The organism is Mangrovibacillus sp. Mu-81, from assembly GCF_036867415.1.
GTDB lineage: Bacteria > Bacillota > Bacilli > Bacillales > Bacillaceae_B > Rossellomorea.
Map to the genome: position 1 here is coordinate 155,412 of NZ_JBAJHU010000006.1, position 19,055 is coordinate 174,466.

A 19,055-nucleotide genomic window follows, 5' to 3' on the forward strand; every position below is an offset into this window, starting at 1 on the left:
GACGGGCCTTTTGTGTTCACTGGTCTTTATAGGTGATGATGAAGCAGTTATGTTCTACGTTGATGTGAAGGTTGTAAGAATCTTGGGGCGTGATGCCCATTTCATCGCGAAGTTCTTTGGGGATGTGGACGGTTCCTTTTTCAGAGATGTATCGTTTGTTATTTGTAGAGTCATTGCGTGCGCGTTTTATATAGATGGAATGGTTTTGATAAATGAGCTCCGCCATTCTGCCGGGAATGAGTCCGAATTGCTGTCTCCACTTTTTCGGCAAAGTGATCATTCCGCTGTTGCTGAAGGTTTTGTTTTCATACAGTTGGCTCAACATATCGAAACACCTTCTTTCAGTATATACTTCCTCTTTAACCCGTAATCTGGAAAGACTAAACGGAATTTTGCAAAAATAGGAAATATGGCAGAGAAGGACGTTTAGTGCAGGAAGTGTATAGGGAATGAAGAAATATTGATCTTTTTCCTTAAAGGGATGGGATTTCTTCTTATTTATCATACCCTTGATGGTCCGCTATGTTATTATAATGGGGGTTGTGGATATATGAGAAATGTGGAAAAGAGTATACGTTAGAAAGAAAACTGATAAATTGGCAGGATTTGTGAAAGTATAGAGGTAAGACTACAGTGAATTTAGGTGAATCACTCGATATGAAAAAAGCCAAAGAGATCGCCCTGAGAGTCGCTATCGCTTATGTTCTGCTCGGTATATTGTGGATTATCCTATCTGATTATTTTTCTGTGATCCTGGCGCATGAAAAACTGAAAGCGTATATCTACTTTCAGCGCTTCAAAGGCTGGTTTTTTATTTTTGTCACGGGAATCATTCTTTATGTCCTTGTGTTCAGAAGAACGAAAGATGTATTAGAATCCAATGAACAGTTGAAACGAAAAGAACGGCAGCTGTATATTCAGCATGAGCACTATCATTCATTGTTCAAGCATAACCCGGATGGTGTCTTTGAACTGGATTTAAAAGGGAAAATCATGACTCTCAATCCTGAAGCAGAAGCCCTTCTTGAATCTTCTCAGAAAGAGCTTGAAGATATCCGGTTAGGTGAATTTCTGGATGAAGAATATGTGAAGATTGTCACTGAGCATTTTATTCAAACGCTCTCAGGAAAAGGATCCATGTTTGAAACCAGCATTCACTTGAAGAAGAAGAGTAAGATTCTCAGGTGTTCCTTCATCCCGATCATTGTCAGCGGGGAAGTGACCGGGGTCTTCGTCATTGCAAGGGATATCACTCAATTCAGAAAAAATGAAGAAATGATGATCGCTTCCGAGAAAATGTCGGTGATCGGTCAACTTGCTGCTGCCGTGGCACACGAAATCCGAAATCCGCTCACATCCCTGAAAGGATTCATCCAGCTGATGCAGACGACCGGAACAGTGAATCGTGATCATCTGGACATTATGCTTTCAGAAGTTGATCGGATCGATTTGATATCGGGGGAAATGCTGATCTTAGGAAAGCAACAAGACTTACATTATCAACGAGAAAACGTAGATACCATCCTCCAGCAGGTAATCGTGTTAATGGAAGCACAGGCGAACATCGACAATGTTATGATCCAATATAAACCGTATTCTTTTGAGCCGGTTTATGTTATGGCGGAAGCAAATCAATTGAAGCAAGTATTCATTAATATCATAAAAAATGCCGTTGAATCCATACCCGGGGGGCGAAGCGGAAACGTATCCATTTCATTGAATAAAAAAGAGGGACACGCACTCGTGGTCGTCTCTGATAACGGATCGGGCATGGAACAGGAAAGAATCGAGAAAATCGGGGAGCCTTTCTACTCCACAAAGGAAAAAGGTACCGGGCTGGGGCTCGCCATCTGTAAAAAAATCATCGAAAAACATAAAGGCAAAATTGTCTTTCATAGTGAAAAACAAAAAGGCACAGTCGTCGAAATCTGCTTACCGCGGATAAAGGATACCGACTATCCTGACGATTGCCGAAGGGAAAGGAAATGAACAAATGAACTCAATCTCTGAACTGCTTCAAACACCGTTCCTGCAGAAAAACTGGGAGGAATCGGGATTTGATGCGCTGACTCCTGTACAAGAACGTGTGCTGCCTCTCATTTTTGACGGAAAAGATGTTGTATGTGAATCACCGACAGGAACGGGGAAAACACTGGCATATTTACTGCCGATCATACAAGCGGTCGATCCGAAGGGCAAGCAGGCACAAGCCGTCATCCTTGCGCCGTCCCGCGAACTGGTGATGCAAATCCATCAGGAAATTCAAAAATGGAGCAAAGGCAGCGACGTTACAAGTGCTGCATTCATCGGAGGCGCAAACATCAAGAAGCAAGTCGAAAAGTTAAAAAAGAAGCCTCACATCGTCGTAGGGACGACCGGGCGCATGATAGAACTGATGAAACTGAAGAAACTGAAAATGCATGAAGTCAAAACGATCGTTGTCGACGAGTTTGATTTAATGGTAGGGTCCGAGCACATCCGCGAAGTAAAAGACATCATCAAATCAACGCTTAAAGAACGTCAAGTACTGTTCTTCTCGGCGACCCTTTCCGACAGGACAGAGGAAGTCGCTGCAGACCTCCTTCAAAATCACGAAATCGTCAAGATGGATGCCAACCTTGATAACCCGAAAGTCGATCACACTTATGTGTATACTGAAGTCCGTGACAAGATCGAAGCATTGAGAAGTCTTTCCTACTTTAAAGACATCAAAGCACTTGTCTTCTTCAATCAGCTTGAAAAGCTGTCAGAGGCGGAAGAAAAGCTGAAATATAAGAGCGTAGAACTTGAAGTGCTGGCAGGGGAATCGAAGAAAACGGAACGGAAACAATCGCTGGACCGCTTCCGTGCAGGGAAGGTGCCGATGCTCCTCACCACTGACGTTGCAGCACGCGGACTTGATATTACCGACGTTTCACACGTCATTCATTTCGACTTCCCTACAGACACGAAGCAATACATCCACCGTTCTGGAAGAACAGGACGCATGGGCGCGGAAGGAACGGTCATTTCACTCGTATCCAAGCGTGAACAAAGCTTCCTCGAGAAACTGAGCAAAGAACTCAACCTGCCATTCCAGGAAAAGACTATCCACGGCGGCGGATTGAAGGATCCACGTTAATAATGGCACCGGTTTTGAAGGCCCGTCCCTCGATGCATTATCTATAACGCAGCGAGGGACGGGCTTTGTTTTGGAAATTTATGTTAAATGGCAATTAAATCATGGATTTCGGAAAGATTATTTAAATTATCGCAAGAATTACGGTTGGAACGGCAAAAATATGATTGATAATGGAAAAATTATCAGCGAAAACGGCAAGATTCCGTTTTCTGTGGACTGCTTTAAAGGATTGGGAGTGGATCACGGATTGGATATTAATGTTAAATAGCATTATTTATACTGATTTTGGCAGAATTATCTCGTAAACCGGCAGGAATATGTTCCATTTCGGCAGGAAGGACGTCCATTTCGAAAGGATCGACTTCCATAACGGAAGGAACGACGTCCATTTCGAAAGGATCGACTTCCATAACGGCAGGAACGACTTCCATTTCGCAGGAAAGACTGCCACTTTGACGGATTAACACAACATACAATCATCACAAAGACAAAAAAGGCTGAAATCATCAAAAATTCAGCCTTCATTCAATATGCCACTTTCAACAAACAATCTATCCATTTAATATATCCAATCATCTCATCCTGAGTAAACAATTTCCCCATCCATAACAGTCAACACAGCCTCGGCCTCAAGTATCTCCTCCGGTTCCACTTCGAACAAGTTGCGGTCAAGCACCACCAGATCCGCTTTTTTACCGGCTTCGATCGTTCCCAACTCGTTTTCGCGAAAATTTCCGTACGCAGAGCTTTTCGTATAGTGTTTCAGTGCGTCGCCCAGTGAAATCTTCTGAACTGGATTCCACCCGCCTTGGGGCGAACCGTCTTCATGCATGCGGGTGACAGCCCGGTAAACGCCGAGCATCGGGTTCAAATCCACAATCGGAAAATCCGTCCCGAACGCAAGAGGGGCAACGTGTTTTTGCAGCGAACCGATCGGCCATGTGTATTGGGAGCGTTCACTTCCCAACCGGTCAACATAAGCATGGGTGTCCATCGAACCTGAAGTCATATGTTCGGGCTGGATGGAAGCGATGACCCCGAGCTCATGAAAACGATGAAAATCACCGGGGTGGCACACTTCAATATGCTCGATCGTATGGCGCGAATCACGCACGCCATTTGTGACAGCGGCATGCTCGAACAAATCAAGACCCATTCTGACGGCTGCATCGCCGCAAGCATGCAGCCTCACCCTGAACCCTGCCCGGTCGGCTTCTTCGATCCATTTTTTATATTGCTCAAACGTAAAGATCGTGCCTCCTCTTTCTAATGGCATGTCAGCATACGGTTCAAGCAGGAAGCCGGTATATGTAAGAGGGACACCGTCAAGGAATTGCTTCAAGCCTGAGAACCGGAGCCTGTCCGACTGATACGTTTCTTTATAAGAAACGCTTCTTTCCAGGTTGCCGTCCAATACATCCAGGAAGTGGATCCGGGTCGTCAATTTTCCCCGTTCTTCAAAACTTCGGTAAAAAGCAGGGTCCCCAAGGGTGTAACCCGGGAGAGGCAGCATGTCCGAAACGGAAGTGATCCCGAAGGAAGCCGTTTTCTTCAACATGTTTTCCATCAACTTACTTTTCAGGCATTCATCAAATTGAAAGGCCCTCGTCACATACTTTACGGCAGTTTCGTATAGAAACCCTGTTGGTTCCCCGCTTTCATCCTTTTCGATCCGTCCGAATGGAGGCTCGGGTGTATGACGGTCGATTCCGAGTTTCTGAAGAGCTGCGGTATTCAGCCACGCACTGTGTGCTTCCTCATTTAATAAAATGGCGGGACGATGGGGCAGAAAGCGATCCAGGGAATGACGGGAAGGCAGCTTTCTGCCAGGCCAGCGTACATGATGCCAGCCGAAACCCAGGACCCATTCGTCATCGGGATGCTCGATAGCATAATCTGCGGCTATCTTTGCTGTGTCGTCTTCAGTCAAACCGAATGTCAGCTGACAGAAACTTTCAAACATTGCACCTAAAAAGAAATGAAGGTGAAAGTCATGGAATCCGGCCATGACCAGGCGATTTTCCATATCATGAACCGTTGTCGAGGCATCAAGATAGCTTTCCATTTCTGAAACAGGACCGCACCCGATTATTTTATCCTCCCGTATAGCCACAAATCCGGGTGATGGGAAGGGAGAGGTACCGGTAAAGACTGCTTCACTCTTTAATATTTTCTGTGCTTTCAAGAGCCTCATCCTTTCATTCTCGTTACTGTTATTATACAAAACCGATCATTGGGAAAAAACTCAAATATTCAAGAAGGAAGTTTTATTTGCAAAAAAGGAGGGATCCATATTGAAAGAAAAGCGGCTTTGGAAGGGGGACTCTGCAATGAAGGCTGTCTGACCGATATAAACAACTCAAGACGCTGCTTATGTATACTTCACATAAACAGCGCCTCAATTTAAATAAATCTTATTCAATTACACGTTCTATCCTTTCTTACTAATACACATACCAAACATTCAATTAATTTAAATTAATGGTGTTGCATGTTATATAGTTTATTTTTTTCTTGCTATGCATCCCCACATGCCCACAAGCTGCGAAGATAGTTTTCACGGGCTATCTTCTTTTGCAACATGATCCTAGCATGCTTCGCTTACACTCTTCATTGGAATCATCTCCTGAAATAAGATTTGCGCGTTCCCGCATATCCACACATCTTGAAATCAGTTTTCACGGGCCGACTTCAGTTGCGAGATGTGATGTTGACATGCTTTGCTTTCCCTACGTCATCGGAATCACGCCTTCCTTTAAAGATGGTGTAAATCTTTTGTTAAGATTATATTAGCAAATTCCTTTCTTTATTCAAATCTTCAGAAAAGTCCATATATTCCGATTTCAGGCGATTTCAAAACCTATTTTGGACGTTATCTTTCTTTTTCGTAATCTTTCTCACTTTTTTAATCACATTCCCAAATCTACATTTTTCTTCTGTTCAAATAGTACCGTTCATAGCCAAGCTCCTTGTTTACCAAGAGCTCCATTTCTTCAAGATGGCGGGTCTCGACGATTGGATCGAGGGAGGACCAGTGCACCTGGTAGACAAAATAGAAGAACTTGATTTTTCTGAGTATGACCAGTGAATGCGGAAATAGGTCAAATTCAGCTTTGACCGAATTGCGGCGCGTAAAACCCCATTTAGTTAACATCACGTTCATCACCTACTTGTTTATACCTTTTTCCGGCGTCTTTTAATCCTATTGATAGGTTAGAGATTGTGATCCGTACTTTAAAGGGTTCACCCGTGAAAAGCGGAATCTTCCATGGAAATCAAAAGCGATTTTTAACAGTGCAGCTCCTTCAATAGAAAATAGCGATTTAAACAAACGTTTGATTAAACTTTATAAACCCTGTAACCATACAAGCTGAAGGAGTTAAACAAGTGTTTAAGTGAAATCCTGTTAAATCAATGATTGGAGTAAAAATGTTAAACAAACGTTTGATTAACATCCAGAAACCCTTATATACCAATACTTCAGGAGTTTAAACGACTGTTTAACAAACCAACGGGGAGACAGTGAAGTATCCATTGCGGGATAGGGAAGGTCCTTGTTATGATAGAAAGGTTACCTATCGTATAGTAAGAAGCAAACTTTTGCGAGTGAAGCAAGGAGAATGAGCGTTGAATAAAGTACTGACCAATTACTCGATCTATCCATTTGAAGCGGAAAAACACGAAGTGCCTGCTGCTTCATTGCATAAAGGACAAACCTCAGTTGACCTTGTATCCCCGGAAGAGGAAGATGCTTTCTTTTTCCGTAAGATTGAGGGCAGCGGCATTCACCTCAATGAAGCCCAAATCGAAGCGGTCCGGCACGGCGCAGGACCATGTTTGACGCTGGCCGGGGCGGGCACGGGTAAAACGACGGTCCTTGTATGCAGGGCCGCTTATTTAATGTCGGTGAAAAACATTTTTCCACAGAATATCCTGCTTGTCACATTCACGAAAAAAGCTGCCGATGAAATGAAACAGAGGATTACGGCGCTGCCTGGCACTGATGGCGGTCACGGCGTCCATGCCAGCACATTTCATGCGTTGTTTCTTTACCTGCTGAGATCCCGCCATTTCACACAGGAAATCCTGGGGAATGAGCGATACAAGCAGATTTTGCTGAAGCAGATCCAAAGGGAAATGAACATTTATGACCCGTATGATTCCGAAACATTACTTGCGAAGCTTTCACATTATAAATTAAATAAAATAGATGTAAAAGATATGCCGGCATCATCAAAATCCGAAAAAGAAATTCGTGATATTCTCCTTAGGTTTGAGGAATGGAAACGAAAGAATCACAAAATGGATTTTGATGATATTTTGACAGAGAGCTATGAAGTGCTGAGAAACAATCCCAATCTATTAAAGGGACTTCAGCACCGCTTTCAGTATGTCATGGTAGATGAGTTTCAGGATACGAATCTCATTCAATATGAATTGATCAAAATGATCGCCGACCATGGCAACCTGTTCGTTGTCGGGGATGATGATCAAACAATCTACACGTTTAACGGTGCGCGCAATGAGTTCATCCTGGAATTCGATAAAGAGTTTCCCAGTGCAAAGATTGTGACACTAAAAGAGAATTATCGCTCCGATGCCTACATAATCGGTTTGGGGAATGAGGTCATCAGCCGCAATAAACACCGGCGGGAGAAAAGGTTGATTGCGACGAAAGAAGAGAGTATTAAGCCTTTGTATTCCAGACCGGCAACAGCTGATGAAGAAGCGGTCTGGATAACGAACGAGATTGAAAGGTTGATAGAAGAAGGATATGCCTACCGTGATATCACAATCCTTCACCGCACGATGAGCAGCGGGCGTGCGGTGTTCGAGCAGCTTCTGATGAAGGAAATCCCTTTTCATCCCTATAATCAGAAAGATTCCCTGTTTTATGAAAATTGGACGGTGAAGCCGGTCGTCGATTATCTGCGATTATGCATCGTTCCCCGTAATTTCGAGGCGATCGGAAACATCCTGCCGACCATGTTTATCAGAAGGGATAAGGGGATGGCACATATCCTGCAGGAAGACGCCCAGGTGAGAAAGAAATATCCGCTTATCCATTTGACGACCATGAACGGGCTCAAACCGTTTCAATTAAAGAACATCAAGACAAGGATGGCATTCGTCAAATCATTGCAGGAAGAATCGCCTGAAAAAGCGATTAAAAAAATCCGTAAAGAATTCTATCATCAATACATCGATGCGCAGGAATCGCATGTCGTGACCGAGCAAAAGGAACTGATCAAGGAAATGCTGAATGAGCTCGAAGGCTCAGCAAAGCGGTTCGAAACGATTTCCGGCTTCATTACGTTTATCGACGAAATGAAAGCCAAGTATGAAGATGTGTACCGTAACCGTGATAACCAGCAGCACAGTGACAGCGTCTCCCTGATGACCATCCACCGCTCGAAAGGACTCGAGTTCCCGGTGGTGTTTCTGATTGGGGCAATAGAAGGGAATCTTCCCCACAGCTCGGCACTGAATGCCAATAAACTTCAGGACAAAGTAAGCAAAGACTCTTTAGTGGACAAAGACCAGAGTGCACTTGAAGAAGAAAGAAGGCTTTGCTACGTCGCGATCACAAGGGCGAAAGAAAAGCTCTTTATCTCCTCCCCTGCTTATTATCAGGGGGAGGCGAAGAAATGTTCTCGTTTTCTCAGCGATATTTTCAGTAAAGAACCGCATCAGGATCGCATAAAAAGCGGCGGGTCCCGCGAGAAGCGGAGCGGTAAACTAAATCGAATCACCGCCTGGATGTGCACAAGCACGGAATGTATAGCGTGGCAGAGACGCGAAGCCGGCGAAACCGCATCGGATGAAAAGAAATGCCCGATGTGTTCGAGTGTGATGAAACTTGGAGAGAAAGAAATTCGTGAATGAATGATCGGCCCTTGTTCCCTGTGCGGGAGCGGGCCTTTTTGTATGGATTATACGGTACACAGAGAGAGTGGAAGGGTGATGTTATCAGGCTTGAAAGGTGAATTTTTAGAGTTGAAAATAAATGGGGTGAAGTTGAAAATAAAGTGGTTAAAGTTGAAAATAAAAGAATAAAAGTTAAAAATAAATTGACAAAAGTTGAAAATAAATGCTCATGTGATCATGTAATTAGTTCTAAGAGACCATTAAAACGTTCTAATTTGTCTATTTTTAATTAAAACCATCCTGTATCTCCACTAAAGAAACGTTTCCACCAGAGAAATTTCTCCTCCGATGAAAACGCCGCACTTACTGTGAAAAGTGATCGTGGTCCTTATGGGAATCAATCCGTTTTGAATCATTTGTATCCAGTGCTTGTCTTAAGAAATAAATGAGAACACCCAATATCATGCCCAGGAACACTATGAATCCGATAGTCGTCAATATACCCATCCATCTTCCTCCTTCCACCCTACCAGTTATGAGGATATCTTCAGGAATTTAAACCTTTATAAGTTAAGTCTATGAACATTTTTTGAAATATATTTCTTTTTCTGGATCAATTATGTGGGGGTGTGGGTAGGAATTCTTTTTGTGTGTACCTGGTACGACTGATGTGAATTGTACCAGGTACATTTGGAGGGATTTGGTGTGGATTGTTACAGGTACAATGTTGAGACAGGGACCATCTCCCGCCCACAAAGAAAGAAGCAGCCCGCAGGCTGCTTCTTACCAAAATACAAATATCATCATGACTCCCGATCAATCAAAACCGCTCTCACCGGTGAGCCGTCTGCTTCTTTAAGCGGCAGCGGCATGGCGTACAGTTCATAATACCCGGGCTTTACATCCTTCAATACGATTCCTTCAAGGATCAGAATATCATTTTCAGTCAGTGCGTGATGGGCTTCCATTTCCTTGCTGTCCAACTCATCCACAGAAGGGAGGTCCACCCCGATCAGGTGGACTCCTTTCTCTTTTAGAAAAGGTGCCAGTTCCGGCTCGATCGGAGGGATGGATTCAGGAAATGCCTGAAGATCTTTCCACGCATCCGTCTTGAATAGTACTTTTTTTACAGCGGTTAAGTCAATGTCTGAAAGGTGTTCAGGACCGATGCTCCCGGCATGTTCAACTGATACGACCACCGCGGGACCTATATATCGTTCCAGTGGGAGATCCAATATTCGTTGTCCCTCATTATCAAAATGGAATGGGGCATCTACGTGGGTCCCCGTATGGGCGCTCATGTTCAGCTGTCCGACATTGACGGATCCGGTTTCCTCCATGGACCAGTTGAGTGAGAAGGAAAAGGGGGTATCACCCGGCCAGACGGGTGTGCCGTCATGAAGCGGCTGCGAAATATCAATGATTTTCATAAGGCCCTCCTTAGGCTACAACGTCACGGACGTTTTCAAATTGTTTATATTCCTCATTCTCCATGATTTTCTTTAAAATTTGGACGGTGTTCCACACATCTTCATAAGAAGAATACAGGGCGACCGGAGCGAGGCGGATATTATTTGGCGCACGGAAATCAGGTGTCACTTTATTAGCCTTGAGGGCTTTGCAGATCCTGGCTGCCTCGTCATGCTTGAGGCTTATGTGGCCGCCGCGCCGTTCATCTTCCAGCGGGTTGCAAATGGTGAATCCGCATTCGGGAAGCTCCTGATTCAGCAAATCCATCAAGAATCTTGTCAGAGATAAGGATTTTTTGCGAAGTTCCTCAATGCCTGCCTCTTCAAACAGTTCCAGAGAACCAAGTAATGGCGCACTGCTTAATATATGGGGAGTCCCGATCTGGAAAGCACCCGCCGATTCCGCAGGTGTTAGGAAATGGTCCATATCGAATTGCTTGTCTTTACGGGAACCGAACCAACCTGCTAACCCCGGATTTTTACCAAAATGGTCCTCATGGACGAATAAGCCGCCGACACCGCCGGGACCGCTGTTCAGATATTTGTAGTTGCACCAGACAGCGAAATCCACTCCGACTTCATGGAGGGTATGCGGAAGGGCGCCGATTGAGTGGGCCAGGTCAAATCCAATGACAATACCGCGTTTGTGGGCTTCGGCAGTCAATCGTTTCATATTGAGCAATTGGCCGCTTCGATACAGGACGGAAGGGAGGAGGATGAGAGCGATATCATCTGTCATCGCTTCGATGATATCTTCTTCCAATAATGTGTATCCGTCCCGGCTTTTCACTTGAACAAGATGCTCTTCATGACCGTAACCCTTCAATTCAAGCTGACTTTGAATCGCATAGATATCAGAAGGGAACGTCAATTCATCAGCAAGGATCTTTGTCCTGTTACCTTCGGGTTGATAAAATGTCGCGATCAGCTGGTGCAGGTTGGTCGTGATCGAACCGGTCACGATGACTTCTTCCTTTTTGGCCCCGACCAAAGGAGCCGTCTTCGAACCCAGTTTTTCAGAATAATAGAACCATGGCTCAACGCCATCCATCCAGCCGTCGATCCCATGCTGCTTCCAGTCTTCCAATGAAGTATAAAGCGCTTTCTCTGCACGCTTCGATAACAACCCGAGTGAGTTGCCATCCATATAGTAATGACCGTCTTTTATATAGAATTCGTCTCTGAAATGAGCGAGGCTATCGCTCCTGTCAAGTTCTATTGCATGATTCAGTGAAAGCTTCGGTGACATCTTGATCCCGCCTTTATAGATTTCTTTTTCTATAAAAATCATAATCGAAATGGTTTGAATAGTAAAATAATTGTTCGTCTACATATTGACCATGCAAATATGAATGTGAAAGTTTCATAGAAATCCGTACATGACTTTTTATAATTACAAATAAATTGAAACGTTTTAAACAGCCTGGCAGTCTAACGGGGAGAAAATGAGGTGAGGGTATGTCTTTAGAGAAAAAAATCAAAAAAGCAAAAAAAGGAAACAAGCAGACTTTTCTTCTTGGGGCTTCTTGCAGGCTCTACTGTTATATCACCTACGATGGCAGAAATGGTATCCAAAATTCCATACTTGAATCAATTATTCCAATCAGAAGAGCCGGGTTTTGAAGAATTCGGAATGGAAGTTCTGACCGAAAAAGGATATAAACGTAAGCAACTTTGGGATTGACTACACAACAAAGACGATTCACGTGGGAATTGAGGGAACGCAAGCATACTATGATGAAGTGAAAATTGAGATAGAAGTGCGACGGTTTATTGAATCGGATGACGTCAAAGACAAGGTGAAAGATGATCCTTATAACATCATTGTTTACAGTAAAGACAAGAAAGAAATCAATTAAGATGAAAACAGGCTGGGACAAAAGGGTTTTAGCCGAATAAAATCCGAACTTTAATTTACATTCTTTAATTAGAATTTGAATTAGTTCGGATTTTTTAATAGATCCTGTTAAAGGTTGTTGTTCATTTTAGCTTGTTCCAGCGGTTGATTGGAGTGCAAGACGCAGACTCCTGCGGGAAAAGCGAGACAGGTGAGACCTGTCCAGCTCCGGCGGCTAGAGGCTCGAGGTCATAAGTCAAGCAAGCCAAAAAGGCAAAAAGCGCCTTTCCGGCTTGCTTGTCTTATGCTTGTCGCCTCTGAGCGAGCCGCCTCCGCTTTTCTAATTGTCCAGCTCCGGGGCTTAGAGGCACATGTCATAAGTCGACTCGTCCAAGAAGGAAAAGAACGCCTTCGTGGCCGATTCGCCTTATGCCACCCGCCTCTGAGCAAAGCCCCTCCGCTTTTCTAACCCGCAGGAGCTTTTGCGACGAGTTATCATGAACGAAACTAGCTCCTTACCCGTAACATCGTAGGTTAATTTGGTAAAACTGTTTTTAGGAAAACCAAATACCAAATCAGAGCTACATTACGGAAGGAGCTAGTTATTATGAAGGATACCATAAAATATGTAGGTTTAGACGTATCAAAAGAAAAAATTGCGGTCGCTATTGCGGAAGAGGGTCGACAAGAACCACGATACTGGGGAATGATTCCTCATACTTCAGGGGCAGTAAAAAAATTAATGAAGAAGCTGGGCACTGCCGAAAATCTGCGAGTTTGTTATGAAGCAGGACCAACAGGCTACCCGTTATACAGACTTTTTCTGGCTTTAGGAATTCACTGTGAGGTGATTGCGCCATCCTTGATTCCTCAAAGACCGGGAGAACGCATCAAAACAGATCGTAGAGATTCTCTTCGCCTGGCACAGTTATATCGAGCTGGCGAACTAACTTCTATTTATGTCCCTACACCTGAGGACGAAGCATTAAGAGATCTGGTCAGATGCCGGGAAGACGCAAAAGAGGATGAACTCAGAATCAAGCACCGTTTAAGTAAGTTTTTACTACGAAATAACATTAAGCCACCTTCGGGTGTAAACAAATGGACAGTAAAATATTTTAATTGGCTGGATACATTGAAATTTGAAAGCTCCCATTTAAGAATCGTCTTTCAAGAATATTACCATCAGCTAAAAGAGCTAAAACAACGACTTCTTAGATTGGAAAAAGAGATTAGACTACAATCCACCGAAGGTGTACAAGCTCCAAAGGTTCAAGCCTTACAAGCGTTAAGAGGAGTAGCTCTTATCACGGCGACAAGTGTTGTAGCTGAGATTGGGTCTTTCAAACGTTTCACCACCCCGCGACAATTCATGGCCTATGTTGGGTTAATTCCTAGTGAATATTCGAGTGGAGAAAGCAGGAAGCAGGGAAACATCACGAAAACAGGTAATCGCCATGTAAGACGTTTATTGGTGGAAGCTGCTTGGAGCTATCGTTTTCAACCTGCCGTAAAAGGAGAACTTAAGAAACGGATACATGGGCAATCACCTACGATTCAAGCAATATCCTGGAAAGCACAAAATCGTCTCCACCAAAAGTATTACCGTCTAGTTTCACGAGGCAAAAATCCCGGAAAAGCCATAACGGCGGTAGCGAGAGAATTAGCCGGTTTTATTTGGGCGGTTATGCAGGAAGTTGAACGTTCTCCAAATGCTTAATAATTAATGCTTTGTTTATAAGATCATACTGGAAATAAATAGAAATTAAATAGAAACCTGAGAACAGGGCTCGAAGGCAAAGAGTAAAACCGGAAAGGAAAATCCACGTGCCTCCTATGTGATATATCTAAATAGATTAACTCACGCGACGAGTTAGTGGACCAGACCTTTATACGGAAAGATAAAATGTGAAAACCCACGAATATCAGAGTGCTAACCGCAGTAGAGATTTTTGCCTTCGTGCCGTGTTCTTACCTTCTGTTCCATCAAAGAAAAAGGAGGAACCAGTCGAACTATGATAAGCTACCACCCATATTTTCAGGGTTTATTTGTGTAGTCTTATCCACATTCAAAACCGATTCCAGCGGTTGATTGGAGTGCAAAACGAAGACTCCTGCGGGAGAAGCGAGTTAGGTGAGACCCCACAGGGAGGTACGACTGAGGAGGCTCACCAACCGCCCACGGAAAGCGAAGTTTTTCACGGAAATCAATAGCGGTGATGTAAGGAATCAAATTAATTGAGAAGTCAAAATCAGCTTCTCTATTTAGGGTTGCCTAAAAAACAAACCAAATCATTGTGGGGTGAGTATCTTGACAGTTTCGTTCATATCAGGAGGCTCACCGCCCGCCCGCGGAAAGCGGAGTCTTGCACAGAAATCATTAGCGGTATTTAACAGCGACAAAAAAAGATTTTACCTGAGATTTTTCGTCTTTAGAGTATCGTATTTTAGTTTTGTCACAGCCTCTTTTTCGTTTCTATATCCTTTTCACCGAAATCGCGCTCCGCATCTTCTTCAATGCTTCCTGTCCGGTCGCTTCACGTCTCATCATGATGTTGACGTAAAGGGTATCGATCAGGGTGAGCTGGGCGATTCGTGAAGACAGGGCTTCTGAGCGGTAGTCTGTTTCCTCGGATACGGTGTAGAGCGGGATATCGACCCCTTGGCTCAGTGGGGATTTCGCGAAATTCGAGATGCAGATTGTCTTTGCGCCGTTCTCTTTCACGACCTCCAATACTTGGAGGATATCCTTGGTGGACCCGCTGTGGGAAATGAAGACTGCGCAATCTTTTTCGGTCATTTGGGAAGCGGTCATCAATTGGATATGACTGTCTGAAGTGGCGCGGACGCGTAGTCCGGTACGGATCAATTTGTGATAGGCATCAAGAGCAATGACGCCTGACCCGCCGCTCCCAAAGAATTCGATCGATTCGGATCCGGTTAGCGCATCCACGGCTTCCTGAAGTTTATTTTCGTCAACGACCATCAATGTGTCTTCGATCGTTTTGATGTTGGACCGGAATACCTTGGAGGCAATCGTCTGTGGTGTGTCGCCTTCATCTACGCGTTCATGAATATCTTTGAGTCCGGTGACGATTTCAGACGCCAATGCTATTTTCATAGCTTGGTAGCCTTTAAAGCCGATTCTCTTGCAGAAGCGGAAGACTGTTGAATCGGCTACACCTAAATCTTCAGCCAGACCATTGATGGTGGAATGGATGATGTGGGTGGGGTTTTCCAGTATATAATCGGCAATTTTCCGTTCCGTCTCACTAAACTGTGGATAATGAGAGCGGATGCTTGCCAGACAATGCTGATGCTCTTTCATCATGGACAACACTCCTGTAAGGGTTTTCATACTTTTATTATACTAAAAGTAAAGAAAAAGAAAAATATTTTTTGTAAACGGTTGCAAATAAAAAAATATTTTTTATAATAGAGATATCAAGAAAAAATAATTTTCCCCAACAGATCATTATTCCGAAAATATTTTCTTATTTTAATAGAGTCGGAGTGTCCGAATACATAACGATTTATGTAACCGCTTAAATGATGCCGGTTGGAAGCAGGAAAAAAATCATTCAATAAAGAAGGTAGGGGTCATTATGTCAGATCAAATGCTGATATTGGTTGCGTTAGCAGGAATTTTTCTACTATTATTTTTAGTCATTAAAACAAAGCTTCATGCCTTTGTTGCGCTGCTCCTTGTAAGTTTAATCGTGGGGATTGCAGCCGGAATGCCGCTTGGCGAGGTTGTCACCTCGATACAAGACGGGATGGGGGGCACGCTCGGATTCGTCGCAGTTGTCGTTGGTTTAGGTGCGATGTTCGGGCGTATGCTTGAAGTTTCCGGAGGCGCAGAGCGCCTTGCTCAGACACTGATTAACAAATTTGGAGAAGACAAAGCACAGTGGTCTCTTGGTATTACAGGGTTCCTGGTTGCGATTCCCGTGTTCTTCGATGTCGGTTTCATCATTCTTGTGCCGATCGTTTACGGGCTGGCTAAGAAAACAGGAAAGTCATTGCTTTATTATGGTATCCCATTACTGGCAGGACTTGCCGTCACACACAGCTTCATCCCGCCGACACCTGGACCAATCGCGGTAGCTGATCTGATCGGGGCAGATCTTGGCTGGGTTATCTTGTTCGGTGTGATTGCCGGTATTCCGTCCATGATCATCGCAGGACCATTATTCGCAAAATATATTTCGAAAAAAATTCATGCCGTTGTGCCTGACTATATGCAAGTCGAAGAAATTGAATATGATAAGGAACTTCCAGGCTTCGGTCTTATTGCATCATTGATTTCTATCCCATTAGTGTTGATTTTGCTTAATACATTGTCAGGTGTTCTTTTAGATGAAGGAAATACACTTCGTTCAGTGTTGACGTTCCTTGGTCATCCGTTTGTTGCCTTGACAATTGCAACGATTCTTACATTCATTCTTCTTGGGACGAAGCGGGGATACACGAGGGATGAAGTACAGGAAATCGCGACAAAAGCCCTTGAGCCAGCAGGGATCATCATCCTTGTAACCGGCGCCGGGGGAGTCTTCAAGCAAGTATTGATTGACTCCGGTGTCGGGGAGGTCCTTGGTGAAATGATGGCAGGATCAAGCCTTCCTCCAATCGCACTTGCCTTCCTGATTGCAATGGTCGTACGTGTGGCACAAGGGTCTGCGACCGTTTCAATGGTCACGGCAGCAGGTCTGATGAGTCCGTTGATTTCAACTTTGGGGATGGAAGGACCTGTACTCGGATTGATGGTCATCGCCATCGCGTCCGGTGCAACGGTGTTCTCACACGTTAATGACAGTGGTTTCTGGCTGGTTAACCGCTACTTCGGTCTGGATGTAAAAGATACATTGAAGTCGTGGACCGTAATGGAAACACTGATTGGCTTTGTCGGATTCGCGGTCGCATTTATCCTGGGTATTTTTATCACCTAAAGGTTTCATACTAGTGGAAGGGAAGGGCAGTGATGCTTCTTCCTTTTCTCTATTTTATTTCGTAACGGATGACTTTTGGTCTTTCCCGTTTTATACTTGTCACAGCAATGCTTGTCTCTACTAGGAGGAATGAAAACATGTCACAGATGATTGGCGTAGATATCGGAACAACCAGTACGAAAGCAGTCCTTTTTAACGAAAAGGGGGAAGCCGTCTGCCGTCATGGAGTGGAATATCCCTTACATACACCTGCACCGGGAACAGCGGAGCAAGATCCTGAAGAAATTTTCCGTGCGGTCATAAAAGCGATAAAGGAAGTGACGCTGCAAACGAAAGAAAAGATTTCGTTTGTCTCTTTCAGTTCAGCGATGCACAGTTTGATTCTGGTCGATGAAAACGATCAGCCTCTCACTCAATCGATTACGTGGGCTGATAACCGAAGTGCTGACTGGGCGGTCAAGATCAAGAAGGAGCACAATGGGATGGAGATCTATCGCAGAACGGGAACACCGATTCATCCAATGTCCCCGCTGGTGAAATTGGCATGGCTCAATGCTGAACACAATGAATTATTCAGAAAAGCAAAGAAATTCATCTCGATTAAAGAATTCATTTTTCATCGTTTGTTCGGCGAATACGTAGTTGATTATTCAATTGCCTCTGCAACCGGTATGTTTAATTTGGAAAATCTGGATTGGGATGAAGAAGCGCTAAAAGTAGCAGGTGTAACAGGCAATCAATTATCCAAGCCGGTTTCAACGACCGAAAGCTTAACCGAATTAAAAACAGAATATACAGAAATGCTTGGCCTGCCTGCGGAAACTCCTTTTATCATTGGTGCTAGTGATGGAGTCCTTTCCAATCTTGGTGTGAATGCAATCGAACCAGGGGTGGTGGCTGTCACAATCGGAACAAGCGGAGCAATCCGCGCCGTGACCGACCGGCCCGTAACCGATCCGAAAGGGCGGATATTCTGCTATGCACTGACGGATAAGCATTGGGTCATCGGTGGTCCGGTGAATAACGGAGGAATGATCTTCAGATGGGTACGCGACGAATTGGCTTCTGCTGAAGTGGAAGTGGCGAAACGATTAGGGAAAGACCCGTATGAAGTACTGACAGACATTGCCGATAAAGTCGAACCGGGATCGGAAGGCTTGATTTTCCATCCGTACATGGCAGGGGAGAGAGCCCCTCTTTGGAATGCCAAAGCCCGCGGATCGTTCTTCGGACTCGGCATGCACCACAAAAAAGAGCATATGATCCGGGCCGTCCTGGAAGGAATCGTAATGAACTTATACAGCGTCCTGCTCGCTTTGGAAGAGATGATTGGATCACCGACCCGCGTTCAGGCGACAGGAGGATTTGCACGATCTGAACTGTGGCGCCAGATGCTCGCGGATATCTTCGACCAGGAGGTCGAGGTGCCTGAAAGCTTCGAAAGCTCATGTCTCGGAGCGATTGTACTCGGAATGTACGGACAGGGAACGTTGGACTCGCTTGAAGAAGTGAAGACGATGGTCGGCTCCGTTCACTCCCATCAGCCTGACGAGAAAGCGACTGAAGCATACCGAAGATTGATGCCGATATTCATCCGTCTGCCAAGACTTCTTGAAAGTGAATATGACGTCATCAGTGCGTACCAGGAAGAGAGAAGCCGGCTGTAGAGCCGGCTTTTCTTTGTGAGTTGGTTGATGGCGGAGAGATGGATCAGGCTGAGGTCCACTCCCTGAATGAATGGAATTCCGAATAAGGGGAAGTCATTCCGGCACATAGCCAACTTTCGCCTGTTTCATGTATAATGAAATGGA

Annotated in this window: 16 protein-coding genes; 8 read left to right on the top strand and 8 right to left on the bottom strand. The window is 44.5% G+C overall.

What is annotated here, in order from left to right; translation table 11 throughout:
- Positions 1-16: 16 nt before the first annotated feature.
- Entirely contained in the window at positions 17-325 is a 309-nt protein-coding gene (locus V6B33_RS14105; RefSeq protein ID WP_334218391.1) for an AbrB/MazE/SpoVT family DNA-binding domain-containing protein, read from the bottom strand.
- Positions 326-657: 332 nt separating this feature from the next.
- On the opposite strand from V6B33_RS14105, the gene V6B33_RS14110 reads away from it, so the two are divergent.
- Both V6B33_RS14110 and V6B33_RS14115 read left to right on the top strand, forming a co-directional pair.
- Positions 658-1,989, top strand: coding sequence for an ATP-binding protein (locus tag V6B33_RS14110; protein ID WP_334218392.1), 1,332 nt, complete (start codon positions 658-660; stop codon positions 1,987-1,989).
- A gap of 4 nt (positions 1,990-1,993) precedes the next feature.
- Positions 1,994-3,121 carry a DEAD/DEAH box helicase gene (locus tag V6B33_RS14115; protein WP_334218393.1) on the top strand — a complete coding sequence of 376 codons (1,128 nt, stop codon included), beginning with the start codon at positions 1,994-1,996 and terminating at the stop codon, positions 3,119-3,121.
- Positions 3,122-3,381: 260 nt separating this feature from the next.
- Here V6B33_RS14115 and V6B33_RS14120 read toward each other — a convergent pair whose 3' ends face one another.
- From V6B33_RS14120 to V6B33_RS14130, 3 genes are all read right to left on the bottom strand, one after another.
- Positions 3,382-3,588 carry a hypothetical protein gene (locus tag V6B33_RS14120; RefSeq protein WP_334218394.1) on the bottom strand — a complete coding sequence of 69 codons (207 nt, stop codon included), beginning with the start codon at positions 3,586-3,588 and terminating at the stop codon, positions 3,382-3,384.
- A 110-nt stretch (positions 3,589-3,698) separates the two neighbouring features.
- Positions 3,699-5,315: an amidohydrolase gene (locus V6B33_RS14125; protein WP_334218395.1), complete on the bottom strand. Its 1,617-nt coding sequence runs from the start codon at positions 5,313-5,315 to the stop codon at positions 3,699-3,701.
- Positions 5,316-6,044: 729 nt separating this feature from the next.
- On the bottom strand, positions 6,045-6,275 hold the full coding sequence (locus V6B33_RS14130) for a hypothetical protein (RefSeq protein ID WP_334218396.1): 231 nt from the start codon (positions 6,273-6,275) through the stop codon (positions 6,045-6,047).
- Positions 6,276-6,748: 473 nt separating this feature from the next.
- Between V6B33_RS14130 and V6B33_RS14135 the strand changes: the two genes are divergently transcribed.
- Positions 6,749-9,007, top strand: a complete 2,259-nt coding sequence (locus tag V6B33_RS14135) for a UvrD-helicase domain-containing protein (RefSeq protein WP_334218397.1) — start codon at positions 6,749-6,751, stop codon at positions 9,005-9,007.
- A 345-nt stretch (positions 9,008-9,352) separates the two neighbouring features.
- On the opposite strand, the gene V6B33_RS14140 is transcribed toward V6B33_RS14135, so the two are convergent.
- From V6B33_RS14140 to kynU, 3 genes are all read right to left on the bottom strand, one after another.
- A complete protein-coding gene (locus tag V6B33_RS14140; protein WP_224876811.1) occupies positions 9,353-9,496 on the bottom strand; it encodes a hypothetical protein in 144 nt (47 codons plus the stop codon).
- A 296-nt stretch (positions 9,497-9,792) separates the two neighbouring features.
- On the bottom strand, positions 9,793-10,419 hold the full coding sequence (gene kynB, locus V6B33_RS14145; RefSeq protein ID WP_334218398.1) for an arylformamidase: 627 nt from the start codon (positions 10,417-10,419) through the stop codon (positions 9,793-9,795).
- A gap of 10 nt (positions 10,420-10,429) precedes the next feature.
- Positions 10,430-11,707 (bottom strand): kynureninase, encoded by a 1,278-nt coding sequence (gene kynU / locus V6B33_RS14150; RefSeq protein WP_334218399.1) that lies wholly within the window; start codon positions 11,705-11,707, stop codon positions 10,430-10,432.
- 267 nt (positions 11,708-11,974) lie between these two features.
- Between kynU and V6B33_RS14155 the strand changes: the two genes are divergently transcribed.
- The 3 genes from V6B33_RS14155 (at position 11,975) to V6B33_RS14165 (ending at position 14,015) form a co-directional block, all read left to right on the top strand.
- On the top strand, positions 11,975-12,142 hold the full coding sequence (locus tag V6B33_RS14155; protein WP_334218400.1) for a DUF4179 domain-containing protein: 168 nt from the start codon (positions 11,975-11,977) through the stop codon (positions 12,140-12,142).
- Between the two features lie 22 nt (positions 12,143-12,164).
- Entirely contained in the window at positions 12,165-12,317 is a 153-nt protein-coding gene (locus tag V6B33_RS14160; protein WP_334218401.1) for a hypothetical protein, read from the top strand.
- A gap of 585 nt (positions 12,318-12,902) precedes the next feature.
- Positions 12,903-14,015 carry an IS110 family transposase gene (locus V6B33_RS14165; protein ID WP_334218402.1) on the top strand — a complete coding sequence of 371 codons (1,113 nt, stop codon included), beginning with the start codon at positions 12,903-12,905 and terminating at the stop codon, positions 14,013-14,015.
- 756 nt (positions 14,016-14,771) lie between these two features.
- Here V6B33_RS14165 and V6B33_RS14170 read toward each other — a convergent pair.
- Positions 14,772-15,626 (bottom strand): MurR/RpiR family transcriptional regulator, encoded by an 855-nt coding sequence (locus V6B33_RS14170; RefSeq protein WP_334218403.1) that lies wholly within the window; start codon positions 15,624-15,626, stop codon positions 14,772-14,774.
- A gap of 274 nt (positions 15,627-15,900) precedes the next feature.
- Here V6B33_RS14170 and V6B33_RS14175 point away from each other — a divergent pair, with 274 nt between their 5' ends.
- On the top strand, positions 15,901-17,244 hold the full coding sequence (locus V6B33_RS14175) for a GntP family permease (RefSeq protein ID WP_334218404.1): 1,344 nt from the start codon (positions 15,901-15,903) through the stop codon (positions 17,242-17,244).
- A gap of 146 nt (positions 17,245-17,390) precedes the next feature.
- Positions 17,391-18,911: a gluconokinase gene (gene gntK / locus V6B33_RS14180; protein WP_334218454.1), complete on the top strand. Its 1,521-nt coding sequence runs from the start codon at positions 17,391-17,393 to the stop codon at positions 18,909-18,911.
- Positions 18,912-19,055 lie beyond the last annotated feature (144 nt).

Bases quoted from the DNA above. Each gene is read 5' to 3' on its own strand.
- V6B33_RS14105 (WP_334218391.1), bottom strand. From the start codon at position 325: ATGTTGAGCCAACTGTATGAAAACAAAACCTTCAGCAACAGCGGAATG.
- V6B33_RS14110 (WP_334218392.1), top strand. From the start codon at position 658: ATGAAAAAAGCCAAAGAGATCGCCCTGAGAGTCGCTATCGCTTATGTT.
- V6B33_RS14115 (WP_334218393.1), top strand. From the start codon at position 1,994: ATGAACTCAATCTCTGAACTGCTTCAAACACCGTTCCTGCAGAAAAAC.
- V6B33_RS14125 (WP_334218395.1), bottom strand. From the start codon at position 5,315: ATGAGGCTCTTGAAAGCACAGAAAATATTAAAGAGTGAAGCAGTCTTT.
- V6B33_RS14130 (WP_334218396.1), bottom strand. From the start codon at position 6,275: ATGTTAACTAAATGGGGTTTTACGCGCCGCAATTCGGTCAAAGCTGAA.
- V6B33_RS14140 (WP_224876811.1), bottom strand. From the start codon at position 9,496: ATGGGTATATTGACGACTATCGGATTCATAGTGTTCCTGGGCATGATA.
- kynB (WP_334218398.1), bottom strand. From the start codon at position 10,419: ATGAAAATCATTGATATTTCGCAGCCGCTTCATGACGGCACACCCGTC.
- kynU (WP_334218399.1), bottom strand. From the start codon at position 11,707: ATGTCACCGAAGCTTTCACTGAATCATGCAATAGAACTTGACAGGAGC.
- V6B33_RS14165 (WP_334218402.1), top strand. From the start codon at position 12,903: ATGAAGGATACCATAAAATATGTAGGTTTAGACGTATCAAAAGAAAAA.
- V6B33_RS14170 (WP_334218403.1), bottom strand. From the start codon at position 15,626: ATGATGAAAGAGCATCAGCATTGTCTGGCAAGCATCCGCTCTCATTAT.
- V6B33_RS14175 (WP_334218404.1), top strand. From the start codon at position 15,901: ATGTCAGATCAAATGCTGATATTGGTTGCGTTAGCAGGAATTTTTCTA.
- gntK (WP_334218454.1), top strand. From the start codon at position 17,391: ATGATTGGCGTAGATATCGGAACAACCAGTACGAAAGCAGTCCTTTTT.